We start from the raw sequence: 17292 nt of genomic DNA on the forward strand, positions 1-17292 counted from the left end.
TCTACCTGCGCGCACTGACAGCTCTTGCCCGCGGGGGCTTCCGGAACCGCACCTACCCACTTAGGAGGGGGACTCCTCGCCCTCTTCGTCATCGGTTTCGGCCAGTACGGGAGAGGCGTGGTGCGACCAGAGCTTCCAGCCGTCGACCGTGCGGCGGAACACATTGGTGGCGACGACGAGCTGCCCGACGAGCGGGCCGAGTTCACCGCCGCCCTCGGGGGGCGGGCCGCCGCTGAGGATGTTCTCCGTGCAGGTCACCAGGGCGGTGTCGCCGGCCACCCCGACGTGCACGTCGGTGAGGAAGAACTGGATGTACTCGGTGTTCGCCATGATCAGTGCGTACGACCTGAGGACCTCGCCGCGGCCCGTGAGGACCGGCCAGCCCGGGTGGACGCAGGAGATCTTGGCTTCGTCGCCGTCCTCCGCGGCGTCCTCGTCGTCCCGGGCGTCGGGGTCGGGTTCCGTTTCCGGGGCCGCTTCCGCGTCCAGCCAGAGGTCGGAGAGCTCGTCGAAGTCGCCGCGCTCCAGTGCTTCGTAGAAGGCCGTGTTGGCCTGCTCGACCTGTTCGACGTCGGTCCTGGCCCCGGTCACCGAGGACCGCCCGCCGCGCTGGTCACGGCGTGTGCGACGCGGACGGCGTCGGCGGTGGCCCGCACCTCGTGCACGCGGACCGCCCACGCGCCCTGGTGGGCGGCGATGGCGGAGACCGCGGCGGTGGCCGCGTCACGCTCGCGGGCGGGCGGCGGCGCACCCTCCGGGCCGGCGAGGACGCGGCCGAGGAAGCGCTTGCGGGAGGCGGCGACCAGGATCGGGTGGCCGATCTCACGCAGGCGGTCGACGCGGGCCAGGAGCGCGAGGTCGTGCTCGGCGTCCTTGGAGAAGCCGAGACCGGGGTCGATGACGATGCGCTCGGGGGCGATGCCGCCCTCGATGGCGGCCCGCACGCGCGCGTGGAGCTCGTCGACGACTTCGGAGACCACGTCTTCGTAGACGGGCTTGGCGTGGATGTCGGTGAGGAAGCCGCGCCAGTGCATCACCACGAAGGGCGCACCGGCGGCGGCGACCGCGGGGACCATGCGCTCGTCGGCGAGGCCGCCGCTGACGTCGTTCACCAGGACGGCGCCCGCGGAGAGCGCCTGCTCGGCGACGGTGGCGCGCATGGTGTCCACGGAGACCGTGACGCCCTCGGCGGCGAGGCCCCGTACGACGGGGACGACGCGCCGCAGCTCCTCGTCCTCGTCCACGCGCGGGGCGCCGGGGCGGGTCGACTCGCCGCCCACGTCGACCAGGTCGGCGCCCTGGGCGACCAGGTCGATGCCGTGCTTGACGGCGGCCGTGGTGTCGAACCAGCGGCCCCCGTCGGAGAAGGAGTCCGGGGTCACGTTCACGACCCCCATGACCGCACAGCGGCCCCACTCCGGCAGCCCCTCGACCGATCCCCGCCCGCGCAACGTACTCATACCTCCAGCCTAGGCCCGAGCGGGCGGGCGCTACGCCGCCCGGACCTCACGCTCTGTGGTCCGGTGCGGGCAGGGACGGCGCTGAGCGCCCGCCCGGCGCAGGAAGCGGGGCATGGCGAGGGTCACGAAGCCCTCGGCCTGCATGGCGGCGAAGCCGATGCGGGGGAGGTCCTTGGAGGAGCGGTAGACGACGAAGCGGGGCTCCCAGCGGGGGCGGAACTTCGCGTTGAACTTGTACAGGGACTCGATCTGGAGCCAGCGGGAGAGGAAGACGAGCAGGCCCCTCCAGGCGCGCAGGACGGGCCCCGCGCCGATCTTCTCGCCGCGGGCGAGGGCCGCGCGGAACATCGCGAAGTTGAGGGACACGCGCGCGATGCCGAGCTTCGGGGCGGCCTGCAGGGCGGCCACGATGAGCAGCTCGTTCATGCCGGGGTCGGCCGCGCGGTCGCGGCGCATGAGGTCCAGGGAGACGCCGTCCTTGCCCCAGGGGACGAAGTGGAGGACGGCCTTGAGGTTTCCGTAGTCGCCCGGTTCGTCGTCGGCCTTGTGGGCGGTGGCGATCAGACAGTCGCCGTCGTCCGGGTCCCCGATGCGGCCGAGCGCCATGGAGAAGCCGCGCTCGGTGTCGGTGCCGCGCCAGTCGTCGGCGGCGCGCTGTATCCGCTCCAGTTCGCGTTCCCCGAGGTCACGCACGCGCCGTACGCGGGTCTCGTAGCCATTTCGCTCGATGCGCTTGACCATCTGGCGTACGTTGCGCATCGCACGCCCGGACAGGGAGAAATCCACGACGTCCACCACCGCCTCGTCGCCCAGTTCGAGGGCGTCCAGGCCGGTCTCGCGGGTCCAGACCTCGCCGCCCGTCTCGGAGCAGCCCATGACGGCGGGCGTCCAGGAGTGGGCCTTCGCCTCGTCCATGAAGCGCTCGATGGCGCCCGGCCAGGCCTCCACGTCCCCGATCGGGTCACCGCTGGCGAGCATCACGCCGGAGACGACGCGATAGGTGACCGCCGCCTTGCCGCTGGGGGAGAAGACGGCGCCCTTGTCGCGGCGCAGCGCGAAGTGGCCGAGCGAGTCGCGGGCGCCGTGCTTGTCGAGCAGGGCGCGCAGCTTCGCCTCGTCGTCCTCGGTGAGGCGCGCCGCGGGGTGCTCGGGGCGGAAGGCCAGGTAGATGGTGGTGAGGGCGGTGAGCATGCCGAGCGCGCCGAGCGAGTAGCCGACCGTCCAGGACGTGGTCCCGTAGTAGTCGACCGGCCCCTCGAAGCCGACCAGGCCGTAGAGGACGTGGGTGAGGCGCTCCGTGATGCTCGGGTCCCCGATGACCTTGCCCGGGTGCGCACTGACGATGACCAGGCCGAGGGCGATGGAACCCGCCCCGAGGAGCACGAAGTTGGCGAGCGCCCGCCAGCGGCTGCGCGGGTCGGGCAGCGCGGCGAACTCACCCCGGTGGCGGAGCAGCAGCGCCAGGAGGGCGAGCGAGATCAGTACGCCGATGACGGAGTGCCGGTAGGCGAACTGCGCGACGGCGCCGGCCGGGAGCAGCACCGCGGCGGCCCGCCAGGCCCGCCGCTTGTGGCGGCGCAGGCCGTGCGCGAGCAGCAGCAACAGGACACCTGAGCTGAGCGCGAGGGCGGCGGCGAAGGGGCCGAGCGCGCCGGGCAGGACCTCGGCGAGCGCGTGCATCCGGCTGTGCCGGAAGCGTGGGAAGACACCGGCGGCCACGTTCAGGAGGCCGACGAGGGCGCAGGCGCGGGCGACGAGGGCCGGTACGGCTTCGGGGCGCGGCCCGCGGAGCAGTCGGCTGAATCCGCTGCGGATGCCGTCACGGGGCCCGTCGGTACGGCGCCGTCCCTGGGGGCGGCTGCCCTCACCGTCCGGAACCGCACCTGACAATTCCGCATCTATCCTGACAGACATCGCATCCCGTGGTTCTGCGAGAGAGCTTGATTCCGGCACCAAAACGGCATCCGGCGACATTGCGCCCTCTAGGACGGTCCTTCTGGGGCTCGGGTTCACTCCCGACCGGAAAACCGCTGGAAAAGAACGACGGAACAGGCAGAAAGCGCAGGCGGAACACCCCATGGGTCTGACGAGCAACAAGGTCCTCGCGTTGGCGGTGCTCCTCGCCGTCGTGCTGTTCATCGGCACGGTGTGGTTCTGGCCGCGCCTCGCCCGCCAGTCCTGGCGGGCCGTCACCGGCCGTGTCGGGCTGCTCATCGCCACCCAGTTGGCGGTCTTCTCCGCGGTCGGCCTAGCCGCCAACCAGGCGTTCGGCTTCTACGCCACCTGGGCGGACCTCTTCGGCCAGGAGACGAGCCCCGGTGTCGTCGTCGACCACGATCCCGCCACGGGCGGGACGCCGGTCGACGTACGCAGCACCCGGCCGGTGAACGTGCCCGGCGGTGGCAGACCGTCGACCGGCGGCCAGATCCAGAAGGTGGTCGTCAGCGGGAAGGAGGCGGACATAGCCAGCCCCGCCTACGTCTACCTGCCGCCCGAGTACTTCCAGCCGCGGTACAAGAAGCGCACGTTCCCCGTGTCCGTGGTGCTCACCGGCTACCCCGGCACCGCCGAGGCGCTGATCAAGGGCCTGCACTACCCGCAGACCGCCCACGGCCTGGCCAGGCGGGACAAGATGCAGCCGATGATCCTGGTCATGATGCGGCCCACCGTGGCGCCGCCGCGGGACACCGAGTGCGTGGACGTCCCCGGGGGCCCGCAGGCCGAGACGTTCTTCGCCAAGGACCTGCCCGGTGCGATCTCCGAGCACTACAGGGCGGGCCGGAACGCGAGCAGTTGGGGCGTCATCGGTGACTCCACGGGGGGCTACTGCGCCCTGAAGCTCGCCATGCACCACCCCGATGTGTACGCCGCGGGGGCGGGCCTCTCCGCGTACTACAAGGCGCCCATCGACGTCACCACGGGCGATCTCTTCCACGGCGACAAGGAGTTGGAGGAGCGTGCCGACCTCATGTGGTACCTCGACCACATGCCCGCGCCCAAGACGTCCCTCCTTGTCACCACCAGCAAACAAGGAGAGGACAACTTCGCGGACACCGAGAAATTCATCGACAAGGTGAAGTCGCCCACCAGGGTCTCGTCGATCACCCTCGACAGCGGCGGGCACAACTTCAACACGTGGCGCAGGGAGATCCCGGCGACCCTGGAGTGGATCAGCGGCCGGTTGAACGGCAAGTAGGGCTTCAGACGGCAAGTAGGGCTTTCAGGCTTCAGGGCGGCAAGTAGGGCTTCAGTTCCCGCCGATGGCCGTGATGGTCTCCAACTCGACCTCCCCGCGCGCGATGTCACGCGCGTCCGCCGCCGTCGACCTGCGCAGCGCCTCGTGCAGCCGGGCCGGGGTGAGGACGCCCAGGAAGCGGCCCTCGCTGTCCTTGTCGATGACCGCGATCCAGCCCGCGTCGTGCTGGAGCATCGTCGCGAACGCCTGCTTCAGGGTGGCGCCCACCGGGAGCCACGCCTCCATGCGGCGGGCGTGGTCGCGGACCGTCCCCTTGCCGCCGTGCGCGTGCTCGGCGGAGATCCAGCCGTGCAGGTTGTTCTCGCCGTCCAGGACCACGGCCCACCGGGCGTCGAGCCGCGCGGGCAGCGGGTCGTCCAGGTGCAGGACGGGCGGCTGCTCCAGGTCGCCCTCCTCGATGGGCGTCACGGAGAGGCGCTTGAGGCCGCGGTCAGCGCCGACGAAGTCGGCCACGTAGTCGTTGGCCGGTGCGCCCAGGATCGTCGAGGGGGTGTCGAACTGCTCGATGCGGCCCTCTCCGTAGACGGCCATCCGGTCGCCGAGGCGGACCGCCTCCTCGATGTCGTGCGTGACGAAGAGGACGGTCTTGCGGACGGCCTGCTGGAGGCGGAGGAACTCGTTCTGGAGGTGCTCGCGCACCACGGGGTCGACCGCGCCGAACGGCTCGTCCATCAGGAGCACCGGCGGATCGGCCGCCAGCGCGCGGGCCACGCCCACTCGCTGGCGCTGTCCCCCGGAGAGCTGCTCGGGGTAGCGGTCACCGAAGGTGGCGGGGTCGAGGCCGACCAGGTCGAGGAGTTCGGCGGCGCGCTCGCGGGCCTTGCCGCGCTTCACGCCGAGCAGATGCGGGACGGTCGCGGTGTTCTCCAGGACCGTCTTGTGCGGGAAGAGGCCGACCTGCTGGATGACATAGCCGATACGGCGCCGGAGTTGGACCGGGTCGATGGCGGATATGTCATCACCTTCGACGTATATCCGGCCCTCGGTCGGCTCGATGAGACGGTTCACCATCTTCATCGTCGTCGTCTTGCCGCAGCCCGACGGGCCGACGAGCGTGACCAGTTCACCCTCGGCGACCTCGAAGGACAGGTCGTCGACGGCCGTGGTGCCGCCCTCGTACCGCTTGGTGACGTGCTCGAACCGGATCATGATTCCCCATTGTTGCGGGCGTTGTGTAAAGCCCATGTTGCGCCAGTACGACGAGTCTCGGCGATTGTCGGTGCTCCGCGTTAGGGTCGCCAGAGCGCCTCAGGAATCGGTACTCGGGGGGAGTGGGGCGGGATGAGCGAGCAGAACTGTCTGGTGACGAACGACTGGATCTGCGGGGAGTACGTGAGCTCCCGCAGCCAGGAGTTGATCGACGCCACCGTCCAGCACGTGGGCATCACCGCGGCGTCGGTCGCCATCGGCGTCGCCGTCTCGTTGCCGCTCGCGCTGCTCGCCCGGCGGTGGCGCTTCCTCGCGGGCCCGATCCTCGGCGTGACGACCGTGCTCTACACGGTGCCCTCGCTCGCGATGTTCTCGCTCCTGCTGCCGTTCTTCGGGCTCTCGGCCTCGCTGGTCGTCACGGGCCTCGTGCTGTACTCCCTGACGATCCTGGTGCGGAACATCCTGGCGGGGCTCGAAGCCGTGCCTCAGGAGGCACGCGACGCGGCCAAGGGGATGGGGTACGGCCCGCTGCGGCTGCTGTGGGAGGTGGAACTGCCGCTCGCGCTTCCCGCGCTGCTCGCCGGCGTCCGCATCACCACGGTCTCGACGGTGGCCCTGACGACGGTAGGGGCGATCGTGGACTACGGAGGCCTCGGATCGCTGATCCTCGACGGCCTGGACACGACGTTCAAGGCGCAGGTGCTCACGGCATCCGCGCTCTGTGTGGTCCTCGCCGTGGTCGCCGACCTGCTTCTCCTCGCCCTCCAGCGGTGGCTGACGCCATGGACGCGCGTGCACCGCATACGTACGAAGCGCACCGCCCCCGCGGAGCGCACGGCCAAGGTGGCTGAACCTGCATGAACGCGATAACCGGCGCGTACGACTGGCTGACCACGGGTGCCAACTGGCAGGGCGAGAAGGGGGTGTGGCACCGCCTCGCCGAGCACCTCTACTTCAGCGGTGTGTGTCTCGCCGTCGCGTGCCTGATCGCGCTGCCGATCGCCCTGTACCTCGGCCACATCGGCAAGGGCGGCGCCCTCGCGGTGAACATCTCGAACATCGGGCGTGCGGTGCCGACGCTCGCGGTGCTCGTGCTGCTGACGCTGACCCCGCTGGGCGAGCACGGTGACGTGCCGACGCTCATCGCGCTCGTCCTGTTCGCGGTGCCGCCGCTGCTGACCAACGCGTACATCGGGATGCGCGAGGTCGACCGGGCGGTGGTGGAGGCCGCCCGGGGGATGGGCATGAGCGGCCGCCAGCTGTTCGCACGGGTCGAACTGCCCCTCGCGTACCCGCTGATCATGACCGGGGTGCGTTCCGCGGGCGTACAGGTCGTGGCGACGGCGACGCTGGCCGCGATGGCGGGCGAGGGGGGCCTCGGGCGGATCATCACCGCCGGGTTCAACCTGCAGAACACGCCGCAGGTGGTGGCGGGAGCGCTTCTCGTGGCGCTGCTTGCGCTCTGCGTGGAGTTGGTGCTCGTCGTGGTGGGGAAGGTCTTCAGCCCCATGCGGGCACGCTCGGGGGTCGCGCAGTGATCTCCGGGCAGTAGTTTCCAGTGTTTCCAAGGGCCAGTGGTCCCAGCAGCTTTCGAATGGTGGTTCACCGATGAACAGCACAACGCGTCGCGCGCGACGGATGGCAGGGGCGGCCGTGGCCGTCGTGGCGCTGACCGCGGGGCTCACCGCGTGCGGCGGGGACAGCCTGGAGAAGGACGGCAAGGGCGACGGCGACAAGGCGGGCGGCAAGGGCAAGATCGTCGTCGGCTCCGCCCGTTTCACCGAGCAGAAGGTGCTCGCCGAGCTCTATGCGGGCGTCCTGGAGGACGCCGGATACGACGCCGAGGTCAAGACCGTCCAGAACCGCGAGGTGTACGAGCCCGAGCTCAAGAAGGGCTCGATCGACGTCGCTCCCGAATACGCGGCGACGCTCGCGGAGTTCCTCAACCTCGGCAAGAACGGCCCGAAGGCGAAGCCGGTCGCCTCGAATGACGTGGACGACACGGTGGCCGCGCTGAAGAAGCTGGCCGAACCGCGTGGCCTGAAGGTGCTTCCCGTCGGTGAGGCGGTCGACCAGAACGCGTTCGCGGTGAGCAAGGAATACGCCAAGGAGCACAAGCTCAAGACGCTTTCGGATCTCGGTAAGTCCGGCGAGAAGGTCAAGATCGCCGCGAGTGACGAATGCGAGTCGCGGCCGTTCTGCGCTCCGGGACTGAAGAAGACGTACGGCATCGATGTCGCGGGAATCGACCCCAAGGGCGTCGGCACCACGCAGTCCAAGCAGGCCGTGAAGAACGGCACGGACCAGGTGGTGCTGACCACGACCACCGACGCGACGCTCGACAGCTTCGGTCTTGTGGCCCTTGAGGACGACAAGAAGCTGCAGAACGCGGACAACATCCTTCCGGTTGTGAACGCGAAGGAAGCGGGCGACAAGGAGATAGCCGCCGCCCTCGGGAAGCTGACCAAGGCCCTCACGACGGAAGATCTCGCGGAACTCGACCGGAAGGTCGATGTGGAGCGGCAGAAGGAAGCCGATGTCGCCAAGGAGTATCTGGAGTCGAAGGGATTGATCAAGAAGTAACGACGGCAGGAGCGGGCACACTCGAAGTCACTCGGCCGAAACTGGAGTTGAGTGACCGAAGAGGAGCGAGAAGGGTGGGGAGTCGGCACTATGGCGCTGTCATTTTGGCGGGCGGGGCACCAGAGTTCGCCTACGCGCGGTAAGTTTCTGGCCATGCCACGTGGACGTCACCGCCATTCCCCACCCCTGCACAGGCTGCTGCCTCCCTCGACGGTCGCAGGTCTCTCCCTTGTCTGCGCCGGCGGCGCCTGGCTGTTCGCGGAACCCGTCGTGCTCCGCGGCCTGGCCGCGGCCGCGGCTGCCGCCGCCGTCGTGGGCTCGGTCGTCATGCGCCGCTGGGACCTGGCGGCCGGAAAGCAGGTCGCCGAGCTGGGCCGCGCCCGCAAGAGCGACGAGTGGCGCTACGAGGAACGCATAGCCGAGTGCGAGTCCGACCTGGACGAGTCCCGGGAGATCCGGGGCCGACTGGAGACGAAGCTGCGGTCCAAGCGGGCCGAGCTCGCCGCCCTGCGGAACGAACACGCGGCGCTGCTGCGGCGGTACGCGACGGCGGAGACCGAGCGGGCGAGCGCGCTGGAGGGGCGGCGGCTGCTCGCCATCGAGGCGTCGGCCCCGGCCCGTGCCCTGCCGCCCGCCCCCGTGCGCGAGCAGGCCCCGGTCCGTACGGAGGCGCCGGCTCCCGTCGTGCGTCCGGGGTCGATCGCGCCTCCGTCGCTGTACGACCGGGCGAACATGGCGCTCGACCGGCTGACTCCGAAGCCTTCCCCCGAGGGCGGGGCTTCCCGGCAGCGCGCGGACGGAGACGAAGCGCGGGGGAAGCCCGGGGCGGCCGAGGGGTACGGCGGGCATGAGCGCGCGGTCGCCGTCGCGCCGCCCGCGCAGAGGCGACGCCAGAGCGCCCAGGGCGGCTTCGACTTCTTCGGCACGAAGAGCGAGGCGAGCACCGGGGCCCTGGAGTCCGTACAGAACGTGGACCTCGCGGATGTGGTGGGCGAAGAGGCACTCGCCGTGCACAAGGCGGAGTCCGAGGCGGAGTTCAAGGCTCCCGCCGAGGGCGCGGACCGCGCCGTGGGTCAGGTCATCGACCTGACGGAGCATGACGAGACCGAGCAGATCGACGTGGCGGAGCTGCGGACGGCGCTGCGGGCGTAGGCGGGCCCCTGGGCCCTGGTCGTCGTCATCACCGGCTCCGCCGAGTTCGTCCTGGAACGCCGAACGGGCTGGATTTCCGTCCCGTCACGCCATTCACCGGTCAGGACGCGCAGTCCTGCGCCCCGTACGTCGAGACCGAGCAGATCGACGTGGCGGAGCTGCGGGCGTAGGCGGGCCCCTGGGCCTTGGCTGGTGTCATCACCGGCTCCGGTCCTGGAACGCCGGACGGGCCGGGTCTCCGGCCCCCTCACGCCATCCACCGGTCGGGCCGCGCGGTCCTGCGCCCCGTACGTGACCGGTCGGCCTGCGACTGAAGCAGAGCAGCCGCCTCCCCGGCGGGACGCAGCCGCGCCGTCACCGTCTTGTTCGCCCCCGTGTCGACCTGGACGTCCGCCACCCCCTTGAAGCGCTCCCAGGGCCCCTGCGTGAGCCGTACGCTCTGCACCTTCGCGTGCGGGACGAGCGACAGGCGGCGGCGCAGCAGGCCGTGCCGCGCCGCGAACACCGTGTCCGTCACCGTCAGGCCGTACCCCTTCCACCACACCGGAAGGCACCAGGCGGCCCGCGCGGGAGGGCGCACCAGCTCGGCCGCTGCCGGTACCAGCACACCCGGCAGGATCCGCGCGATCACGGCCTCCGCGATGTCCCGCGGCGCCACGGGGAGCAGGACGCCGTTCGACGAGCCCGCGACGTCCAGCTCCACCCGCACCCAGCCGCGCCGCCGCCACAGCCACGGCTCGACGACGCGCACGGTCTGCACCCGGCCCGGAGGCACCGTCTCGTGCGCCTTGTCGAGCAGCCCGTGGTCGATGCGCAGGCCGTCGGGGGACTCGCCCACCTTCCAGTCGTACTCCCCGATGAACCGCCCCACGCTGCTGGCGAACGCGCCGCCCAGCATGGGCAGTCCGGTCGCGAGCACCGTCCACAGGTTGTGGGTGGCGAACCACAGGAAGGGCGGCACGATGAGCGTGGCGACGAGCATGCCCCACGTCGTGCCCGTCAGGAGCAGGGAGATCGCGAGCATGCGCGGCTGTACGTGCACCAGGTTGTTGACCGGCGCCTCACCGACCTCGCCGGCCGTCTCGGGGGCGAAACCGGCCGCACGCGCGAGGAGTTCGGCCCGCAGGACGGAGGCCTCCTCCTGGCCCAGATAGGCCAGTTCGTCCTTCTTCTCCGTCCCGACGACGTCCAGCTTGAGCTTGGCGACGCCCACGATGCGGGCCGCGAGCGGCTGCGTCACGTCCACCGCCTGGATGCGGTCGAGCCGGATGTGGGCGGTGCGCCGGAAGATCAGTCCGGTGCGGATGCGCAGTTCGGTGTCCGTGACGGAGAAGTGCGTGAACCACCAGCTCATGAAGCCGTACAGGGCGCCGCCCAGCAGGACGACGGCGATTCCGGCGAGCAGGTGGGTCACGGCCAGCTCGGAGAGCCGCCGTTGCGTGCCGTTCGGGTCGTGCACCGCGAAGCCCACGAGGACCGCGACCGGCGCCCAGGCCCGGCGCAGGGGCGTGACGGGGTGCAGACGCCGTTCTCGTACGTTCTCGGTGCCAGGGGCGTGTTCTTCCCCCGTCACCTGCCGTACGCCGCTCACAGCCCCGCCGAGCGGGCCTCGCCCAGCTCGGTGAGCCGGTCGCGCAGCCGCTCGGCCTCCTCGGGGATGAGGCCGGGAATCCGGGCGTCCGTGGCGGCCGCCGCCGTGTGCAGCTGCACGCTCGCCAGGCCGAAGTGCCGCTCCACGGGCCCCGATGTCACCTCGACGAGCTGCATCCTGCCGTACGGGACGACGGTCTCCTCGCGCCAGAGCACGCCCCGGCTGATCAGCAGGTCGTCGGCCCGCTCCGCGTACCGCCAGGAGCGCCAGTTGCGCCCCAGCATCGGCCAGCCCCACGCCACGAAGGCCAGCGGGACGGCCGCGAAGGCGGACCACGCGGGCCCGGCGAAGAGCCACAGGAGCACTCCGACCGCCGCCGCGAGCGGCACGAGCCACACCACGAGCAGCAGTCGCCGCATCCGCAGCAGCCCCCGTGGCAGCCCGGTCCACACCGGCTCCGCGTCCGATTCTCCTGGCTGCGCAGGCCGCGCCGGTCCCGCCGTCCCCGTTTCCATGCCTCAAGCGTACGTAGCCGATGTGACAGTCGCGTAGGAGCGCGCGTACGAGAGAATGCGCGCATGAGCCCCACGACGGAGACCACGCTCGGCATCGGCGGCGCCGCGGAGAGCACCGACATGGTGCTCAACATCGGCCCGCAGCACCCCTCCACGCACGGCGTGCTGCGGCTGCGCCTCGTCCTCGACGGCGAGCGGATCCAGCAGGCGGAGCCGGTGATCGGCTATATGCACCGCGGCGCGGAGAAGCTCTTCGAGGCGCGCGACTACCGGCAGATCGTGGTGCTCGCCAACCGGCACGACTGGCTGTCCGCGTTCTCGAACGAGCTCGGGGTCGTGCTTGCCGTGGAGCGGATGCTCGGCATGGAGGTGCCCGAGCGCGCCGTCTGGATGCGCACGCTCCTCGCCGAGCTGAACCGCGTGCTCAACCACCTGATGTTCCTCGGCTCGTACCCGCTCGAACTGGGCGGGATCACCCCGGTGTTCCACGCTTTCCGGGAGCGCGAGGAGCTCCAGAACGTGATGGAGGAGATCTCCGGCGGCCGCATGCACTACATGTTCAACCGCGTCGGCGGCCTCAAGGAGGACCTCCCCGCGGGCTGGTCCACGCGCGCGCGTGCGGCCGTCGCCTCGGTCCGCTCCCGCATGGACGTGTACGACAAGCTGGTGCTCGGCAACGAGATCTTCCGGGGCCGTACGCGCGGCGTCGGCGTGCTGTCCCCTCAGGCGGTGCACGCCTACGGAGTGAGTGGTCCCATCGCCCGCGCCTCCGGAGTCGACTTCGACCTGCGCCGTGACGAGCCGTACCTCGCCTACGGGGAGCTCCAGGACACCCTGAAGGTCGTCACGCGTCAGGAGGGCGACTGCCTGGCCCGCTTCGAGTGCCTCCTCGAGCAGACCCACAACGCGCTCGACCTCGCCGACGCCTGCCTGGAGCGGCTCGCCGAGCTGCCGCAGGGACCGGTCAACCAGCGCCTCCCGAAGGTGCTCAAGGCCCCCGAGGGCCACACGTACGCGTGGACCGAGAACCCCCTGGGCATCAACGGCTACTACCTGGTCTCCAAGGGTGAGAAGACCCCGTACCGCCTGAAGCTCCGCTCGGCGTCGTTCAACAACATCCAGGCCCTCGCCGAACTGCTTCCGGGGCAGCTGGTCGCCGACATGGTGGCGATCCTGGGGTCGCTGTTCTTCGTGGTCGGCGACATCGACAAGTAGGGGCCGTCCCCGGCAAGTAGGGGCCGACCCCGGCAGGTAGGGGCCGACCCCGGCAAGTAGCAGGCCGGTTCAGATCTCCAGCGGGTCCGGAATCCCCACCGGCTGGACCAGCCACCCGAAGTCGCCGAGCCCGCCGTCGGCAGTCAGTTCGGCCGCCTCTCCCGCGCGCGTGAGGGCGCGGACGTACGCCGCCGGATCGCTGGAGGCCAAGGAGAGCGGCGGGCGGTCACCGCTGACGCCCAGGGCGTGCAGGGCCGCGCGCTGGGTGAGCAGCCGGGCTCCGGGCAGCGCGCACGCGTCGAGGGCCACATGGGCCGTGATGTCGCACGTGCCGTCCGGCACCGGCGCCGCCTCGCGGCCCGCGCGGAAGCCGGTCAGCGTGCCGAAGGGCGGCCGTCCGGCGCGGTCGTGCGCGTAGTCCACCGCGACCGCGAGGCCGCGCGTGAGCGTCGCCGCGGCCTTCGCCCACGCCTCGTCCCTGGGCCGGCCGGTCTCCGCGCGCAGGCCGGGCTCCGGGGCGAGCGGCCACCAGCGCGCCAGCCAGGAGGCGTCGGCGCCCGCCACCGGGTCGCCCAGGGATTCGGTGCCGTCGGCGCTCACGAGCACGTGCCGCACCAGTCCGTCGGGGTCCACCTCGACGACGTCCAGGGGGACGTTGTCCAGCCACTCGTTGGCGAAGAGCAGGCCGGTGACGCCGGCGGGCGCCACGTCGCGCCACTCGATGCGCGGGTCGAGGTCCGCCGGGCGCCCCGCGCGCTCGACCGCACAGGCACGCGTGCGTGCCGCCACGTCGGCGGGCAGCGCGGTGAGGACGGCCGCGGTCAACTCGCCCCGGCCCGCGCCAAGATCGACGAAGGCCAACTCGTCCGGGTGGTCGAGCGCCTCGTCCACGCGGCACAGCAGCCGGGCCACGGCGTCCGCGAAGAGGGGCGATGCGTGCACCGACGTCCGGAAGTGTCCCGCGGGCCCCTCGGGGCGCAGATAGAAGCCGTCAGGCCCGTAGAGAGCGGCCTCCATGGCCTCCCGCCAGCCACGCCGCGCGTCTTTCCGCTCACCTGGGACCTCGTTCGTCACGCGAGAAGGCTAAGCGGGCCTCCACCTTGGGGAGTACACGCGAGCGATACGGATCGGACCTCCGGTTGACCCCGGAGGGCCGTCCCGCTGCCTACGCTGGGTTACGTGCAGCGCGTCTATGACTTCTTCCGCAGACACCCGACCGGGGTCGATGGCTTCTGGGCCCTCGTCCTGCTCGGGGTCTCCGGCATCGGTCTTGTCTCCATGGCCGCTGCGGAAGGCCGGGAACCCGTCTCGTCCGTGGTCGTCATCCTCGGCATGTCCGTCGTGGTGGCGCTGCGCCGCAAGTACGTCGAGAAGATGCTGGTCCTCGCCGCCGTGCTCGGTGTGGCCCAGCTGATCTTCGACATCCAGACGATGCCGGCCGACTTCGCGATGCTGGTGATCATCTACACGGCCTCGGTCGAGGGCACGAAGTGGGCCTCGCGGTTCGCCCTCATCGGCGGCCTGTGCGCGGCACCGCTGTCGTCGCTGCGCTGGCCGGAGGAGAGCATAGGCACCTTCAGCAGCATCCTCTTCACGGTCTTCCAGATGGTGCCCTTCGCCCTCGCCTGGGTGCTCGGCGACTCCATCCGCACCCGCCGCGCCTACTTCGCGCAGCTGGAGGAGCGAGCCGACCGCCTGGAGAAGGAGCGGGCCGCGCAGTCCAAGGTCGCTGTGGCGGCCGAGCGGGCCCGGATCGCGCGCGAGCTGCACGACGTCGTCGCGCACAACGTCTCGGTGATGGTCGTCCAGGCCGACGGCGCAGCCTACGTACTCGACACGGCCCCCGAGCAGGCCAAGCAGGCCCTGGAGACCATCTCGGGCACCGGGCGGCAGGCGCTCGCCGAGATGCGCAGGCTGCTCGGCGTGCTGCGCACCGGCGAACACCAGGAGAGCGGCGAGTACGTCCCGCAGCCGGACGTCGAGCAGCTCGACGAGCTCATCGAGCAGGTGCGCACGGCCGGCCTCCCGGTCGACTTCAAGGTCGAGGGAACCCCGCGTCCGCTGCCCAGCGGCGTCGAGCTCACCGCGTACCGCATCGTGCAGGAGGCGCTCACCAACACCCGCAAGCACGGCGGCGAGAACACCGGCGCGAGCGTGCGCCTCGTCTACTTCGACGACGGCCTGGGGCTGCTCGTCGAGGACGACGGCAAGGGCGCACCCCACGAGCTGTACGAGGACGGCGGCGCCGACGGCAGCGGGCACGGTCTGATCGGCATGCGGGAGCGCGTCGGCATGGTCGGGGGCACCCTGGACGCGGGACCGCGGCCCGGCGGCGGCTTCCGCATCAGTGCGCTTCTCCCGCTCAAGCCCGCAAACTGACACCTGTCACCGAAACGAAAGGGCCTTTGATGTCGATCCGCGTCATGCTCGTCGACGACCAGGCGCTGCTGCGCACGGGGTTCCGGATGGTGCTCGCCGCACAGCCGGACATGGAGGTCGTCGCCGAGGCGGGCGACGGGGTCGAGGCCCTTCAGGCGCTGCGGACGACCGAGGTCGACGTGGTGCTCATGGACGTACGCATGCCGAAACTGGACGGCGTGGAGACGACCCGGCGCATCTGCCAGGACGAGAACCCTCCGAAGGTGCTGATCCTGACGACCTTCGACCTCGACGAGTACGCCTTCTCGGGGCTGAAGGCGGGCGCGTCCGGCTTCATGCTGAAGGACGTGCCTCCGGGGGAGCTGCTCGCCGCGATCCGCTCCGTGCACAGCGGTGACGCGGTGGTCGCGCCGTCCACGACGCGGCGCCTTCTGGACCGCTTCGCACCGATGCTGCCGAACGCGGGCGGGCCGCCGCAGCACAAGGAGCTGGAGCGGCTCACCGACCGCGAGCGCGAGGTCATGATCCTGGTCGCCCAGGGGCTTTCGAACGGGGAGATCGCGGCGCGGCTCGTCCTGTCCGAGGCCACGGTGAAGACCCACGTGGGCCGCATCCTGACCAAGCTCGGGCTGCGGGACCGGGTGCAGGTCGTGGTCCTCGCGTACGAGACGGGGTTGGTGCGGGCGGGCGGCGGGGCGGCCTGACGCGGCTCTACGGGGCTCTACGGGGCTCTACGCGGCTCTACGGGGAGGGCGGGTCAGCGCAGGATGCCCTCCAGGAAGTCGCTGCCCAGGCGGGCCACCACGGTGACGTCGAGCTGGTGCAGCACGTACCTGCCGCGCCGGGTCGTGGTGACCAGGCCCGCCTTCTTCAGGAGCGTGAGGTGCCGTGAGACCTCCGGTGCCGTGATGCCCATCGCGTGGGCCAGTTCGCCGGTGCTGAAGGGCGCGCGGGCCAGGTCGCGGCAGAGCCGCAGGCGCATGGGGTGCGCGAGGGCCGTGAGCCGCCGCTCCAGGGTCTCCACGGAGGTGGGCCTGGCCAGCTCGGGGGCGGACACGGGGTAGTGGATGACCGGGCGCCAGCCAGGGGCGTGCAGGACCATCAGGTGCGGCCAGGAGAAGTGCGAGGGCACGAACGTGAGCCCCGCGCCCAGGGTGTGGTCCAGGGCCGTCGTGTCGCCCGGCACCAGCTTGTCCGCGGTGATGCGGCGGCCGTCGGCGTCCACCGAGAGCGCCGCCGACACCGAGGTCAGCACCTCGGCGAGGCCCTTGTGCCGCAGTATCTCCGTCTTGTGCCGCGCGTCGGCGGCCAGTTGGACCCGCACCCGCTGCCAGGTGTCGGCGAAGAACGCCTCGTCGCAGTCCTCGAGGAGGCGGCGCAGCCAGGCCCGGACGGTGTGCGGGTCGGACAGCAGGCGCTCGGCGAAGTCCAGCTGCCTCGTGCCGCGGGTGGCGGCCAGCTCCAGGGACCTGGCGCGCCGGACGGGGTCGCTGAGCGGCGAGGGACCGCCCACGTTGTAGGTCGTGCCGCAGGTGAACTCCATGGCCGCCATGACGAAGCGGTCGTCGTCCAGGCGGTCGAGGAGGTCCAGCTCCTCGGTGAGCGTGGCGCCCGGTCTGCCGTCGCCGCCGACGAGCCCGGCGAACGGCATGAAGACGTCCGAGAACGTGTTCCGCCACAGGAAGTCGGCCTCGCACAGCCGGTCGGCGAGGTCCGGCTTGAGGCAGGCGCTGGTCGCCGTCGCCCAGCCGTGCAGCCCCGGGTGGTGTCCGGGTTCGGACAGCGCGTGCAGGGCAACGCCCAGCTCCGCAAGGGGCGATGGGTCGAAGAAGATGCGCTCCTGCGGCAGGCCCGCGATGTCGATGTGCACGCTCATGGACCCATCGTGCACCGTGCCACCGACAACCCGGCGGCCGATTGACGCCCGGCGTCAATCGACGCGACGGCGGCGTGCAGGCGGGAGCATTCTGTGGTGACAGGGCCGGACGACGA

The 17292-nt window shown here is 71.1% G+C and carries 16 protein-coding genes; 8 read left to right on the forward strand and 8 right to left on the reverse strand.

The features are described 5' to 3' along the window. Positions 1–60: 60 nt before the first annotated feature. From ACIBCK_RS36015 to ACIBCK_RS36025, 3 genes are read right to left on the reverse strand one after another with little or no spacing between them, the layout of a single operon-like run. Entirely contained in the window at positions 61–591 is a 531-nt protein-coding gene (locus ACIBCK_RS36015) for a nuclear transport factor 2 family protein (RefSeq protein ID WP_399397163.1), read from the reverse strand. Continuing rightward, positions 588–1460, reverse strand: coding sequence for a dihydropteroate synthase (gene folP / locus ACIBCK_RS36020; RefSeq protein WP_399397165.1), 873 nt, complete (start codon positions 1458–1460; stop codon positions 588–590). Before folP ends, ACIBCK_RS36015 begins: the two co-directional genes overlap by 4 nt. A 30-nt stretch (positions 1461–1490) precedes the next feature. Further along, on the reverse strand, positions 1491–3374 hold the full coding sequence (locus ACIBCK_RS36025) for a phosphatidylglycerol lysyltransferase domain-containing protein (protein ID WP_399397167.1): 1884 nt from the start codon (positions 3372–3374) through the stop codon (positions 1491–1493). 163 nt (positions 3375–3537) lie between these two features. Between ACIBCK_RS36025 and ACIBCK_RS36030 the strand changes: the two genes are divergently transcribed. Further along, positions 3538–4656: an alpha/beta hydrolase gene (locus ACIBCK_RS36030; protein WP_399397169.1), complete on the forward strand. Its 1119-nt coding sequence runs from the start codon at positions 3538–3540 to the stop codon at positions 4654–4656. Positions 4657–4707: 51 nt separating this feature from the next. On the opposite strand, the gene ACIBCK_RS36035 is transcribed toward ACIBCK_RS36030, so the two are convergent. Then, on the reverse strand, positions 4708–5865 hold the full coding sequence (locus ACIBCK_RS36035) for an ABC transporter ATP-binding protein (protein ID WP_399397171.1): 1158 nt from the start codon (positions 5863–5865) through the stop codon (positions 4708–4710). 132 nt (positions 5866–5997) lie between these two features. Here ACIBCK_RS36035 and ACIBCK_RS36040 point away from each other — a divergent pair, with 132 nt between their 5' ends. The 4 genes from ACIBCK_RS36040 (at position 5998) to ACIBCK_RS36055 (ending at position 9600) form a co-directional block, all read left to right on the forward strand. Next, entirely contained in the window at positions 5998–6726 is a 729-nt protein-coding gene (locus tag ACIBCK_RS36040) for an ABC transporter permease (RefSeq protein WP_399397173.1), read from the forward strand. Continuing rightward, the gene (locus ACIBCK_RS36045) at positions 6723–7403 is read left to right on the forward strand and encodes an ABC transporter permease (RefSeq protein WP_399397175.1); all 681 of its coding nucleotides are present in this window, start codon (positions 6723–6725) and stop codon (positions 7401–7403) included. Before ACIBCK_RS36040 ends, ACIBCK_RS36045 begins: the two co-directional genes overlap by 4 nt. Before the next feature lie 70 nt (positions 7404–7473). Continuing rightward, entirely contained in the window at positions 7474–8448 is a 975-nt protein-coding gene (locus ACIBCK_RS36050) for an ABC transporter substrate-binding protein (protein ID WP_399397177.1), read from the forward strand. A 153-nt stretch (positions 8449–8601) separates the two neighbouring features. Continuing rightward, positions 8602–9600 carry a hypothetical protein gene (locus ACIBCK_RS36055; RefSeq protein WP_399397179.1) on the forward strand — a complete coding sequence of 333 codons (999 nt, stop codon included), beginning with the start codon at positions 8602–8604 and terminating at the stop codon, positions 9598–9600. A gap of 247 nt (positions 9601–9847) precedes the next feature. Here ACIBCK_RS36055 and ACIBCK_RS36060 read toward each other — a convergent pair whose 3' ends face one another. Together ACIBCK_RS36060 and ACIBCK_RS36065 are read right to left on the reverse strand one after the other, a co-directional pair. Beyond that, positions 9848–11173 (reverse strand): PH domain-containing protein, encoded by a 1326-nt coding sequence (locus ACIBCK_RS36060; RefSeq protein WP_399397181.1) that lies wholly within the window; start codon positions 11171–11173, stop codon positions 9848–9850. A gap of 14 nt (positions 11174–11187) precedes the next feature. After that, positions 11188–11706: a PH domain-containing protein gene (locus ACIBCK_RS36065; protein ID WP_399397183.1), complete on the reverse strand. Its 519-nt coding sequence runs from the start codon at positions 11704–11706 to the stop codon at positions 11188–11190. Between the two features lie 63 nt (positions 11707–11769). Between ACIBCK_RS36065 and ACIBCK_RS36070 the strand changes: the two genes are divergently transcribed. Further along, positions 11770–12921: an NADH-quinone oxidoreductase subunit D gene (locus tag ACIBCK_RS36070; RefSeq protein WP_399397185.1), complete on the forward strand. Its 1152-nt coding sequence runs from the start codon at positions 11770–11772 to the stop codon at positions 12919–12921. A gap of 69 nt (positions 12922–12990) precedes the next feature. Here the strand turns inward: ACIBCK_RS36070 and ACIBCK_RS36075 are convergent, their stop codons facing one another. After that, positions 12991–13938: an SAM-dependent methyltransferase gene (locus ACIBCK_RS36075; RefSeq protein WP_399397279.1), complete on the reverse strand. Its 948-nt coding sequence runs from the start codon at positions 13936–13938 to the stop codon at positions 12991–12993. A 162-nt stretch (positions 13939–14100) separates the two neighbouring features. On the opposite strand from ACIBCK_RS36075, the gene ACIBCK_RS36080 reads away from it, so the two are divergent. Both ACIBCK_RS36080 and ACIBCK_RS36085 read left to right on the forward strand, forming a co-directional pair. Next, positions 14101–15300, forward strand: a complete 1200-nt coding sequence (locus ACIBCK_RS36080; RefSeq protein ID WP_399397187.1) for a sensor histidine kinase — start codon at positions 14101–14103, stop codon at positions 15298–15300. Positions 15301–15329: 29 nt separating this feature from the next. Further along, positions 15330–16004 carry a response regulator gene (locus ACIBCK_RS36085; RefSeq protein WP_399397189.1) on the forward strand — a complete coding sequence of 225 codons (675 nt, stop codon included), beginning with the start codon at positions 15330–15332 and terminating at the stop codon, positions 16002–16004. 53 nt (positions 16005–16057) lie between these two features. Here the strand turns inward: ACIBCK_RS36085 and ACIBCK_RS36090 are convergent, their stop codons facing one another. After that, the gene (locus ACIBCK_RS36090) at positions 16058–17170 is read right to left on the reverse strand and encodes a DUF5937 family protein (protein WP_399397280.1); all 1113 of its coding nucleotides are present in this window, start codon (positions 17168–17170) and stop codon (positions 16058–16060) included. Between the last annotated feature and the right edge of the window lie 122 nt (positions 17171–17292).

This window comes from Streptomyces sp. NPDC051218 (assembly GCF_044455475.1).
Lineage (GTDB): Bacteria > Actinomycetota > Actinomycetes > Streptomycetales > Streptomycetaceae > Streptomyces.

Bases quoted from the DNA above. Each gene is read 5' to 3' on its own strand.
- folP (WP_399397165.1), bottom strand. From the start codon at position 1,460: ATGAGTACGTTGCGCGGGCGGGGATCGGTCGAGGGGCTGCCGGAGTGG.
- ACIBCK_RS36025 (WP_399397167.1), bottom strand. From the start codon at position 3,374: ATGTCTGTCAGGATAGATGCGGAATTGTCAGGTGCGGTTCCGGACGGT.
- ACIBCK_RS36030 (WP_399397169.1), top strand. From the start codon at position 3,538: ATGGGTCTGACGAGCAACAAGGTCCTCGCGTTGGCGGTGCTCCTCGCC.
- ACIBCK_RS36035 (WP_399397171.1), bottom strand. From the start codon at position 5,865: ATGATCCGGTTCGAGCACGTCACCAAGCGGTACGAGGGCGGCACCACG.
- ACIBCK_RS36040 (WP_399397173.1), top strand. From the start codon at position 5,998: ATGAGCGAGCAGAACTGTCTGGTGACGAACGACTGGATCTGCGGGGAG.
- ACIBCK_RS36045 (WP_399397175.1), top strand. From the start codon at position 6,723: ATGAACGCGATAACCGGCGCGTACGACTGGCTGACCACGGGTGCCAAC.
- ACIBCK_RS36050 (WP_399397177.1), top strand. From the start codon at position 7,474: ATGAACAGCACAACGCGTCGCGCGCGACGGATGGCAGGGGCGGCCGTG.
- ACIBCK_RS36055 (WP_399397179.1), top strand. From the start codon at position 8,602: ATGCCACGTGGACGTCACCGCCATTCCCCACCCCTGCACAGGCTGCTG.
- ACIBCK_RS36065 (WP_399397183.1), bottom strand. From the start codon at position 11,706: ATGGAAACGGGGACGGCGGGACCGGCGCGGCCTGCGCAGCCAGGAGAA.
- ACIBCK_RS36070 (WP_399397185.1), top strand. From the start codon at position 11,770: ATGAGCCCCACGACGGAGACCACGCTCGGCATCGGCGGCGCCGCGGAG.
- ACIBCK_RS36075 (WP_399397279.1), bottom strand. From the start codon at position 13,938: ATGGAGGCCGCTCTCTACGGGCCTGACGGCTTCTATCTGCGCCCCGAG.
- ACIBCK_RS36085 (WP_399397189.1), top strand. From the start codon at position 15,330: ATGTCGATCCGCGTCATGCTCGTCGACGACCAGGCGCTGCTGCGCACG.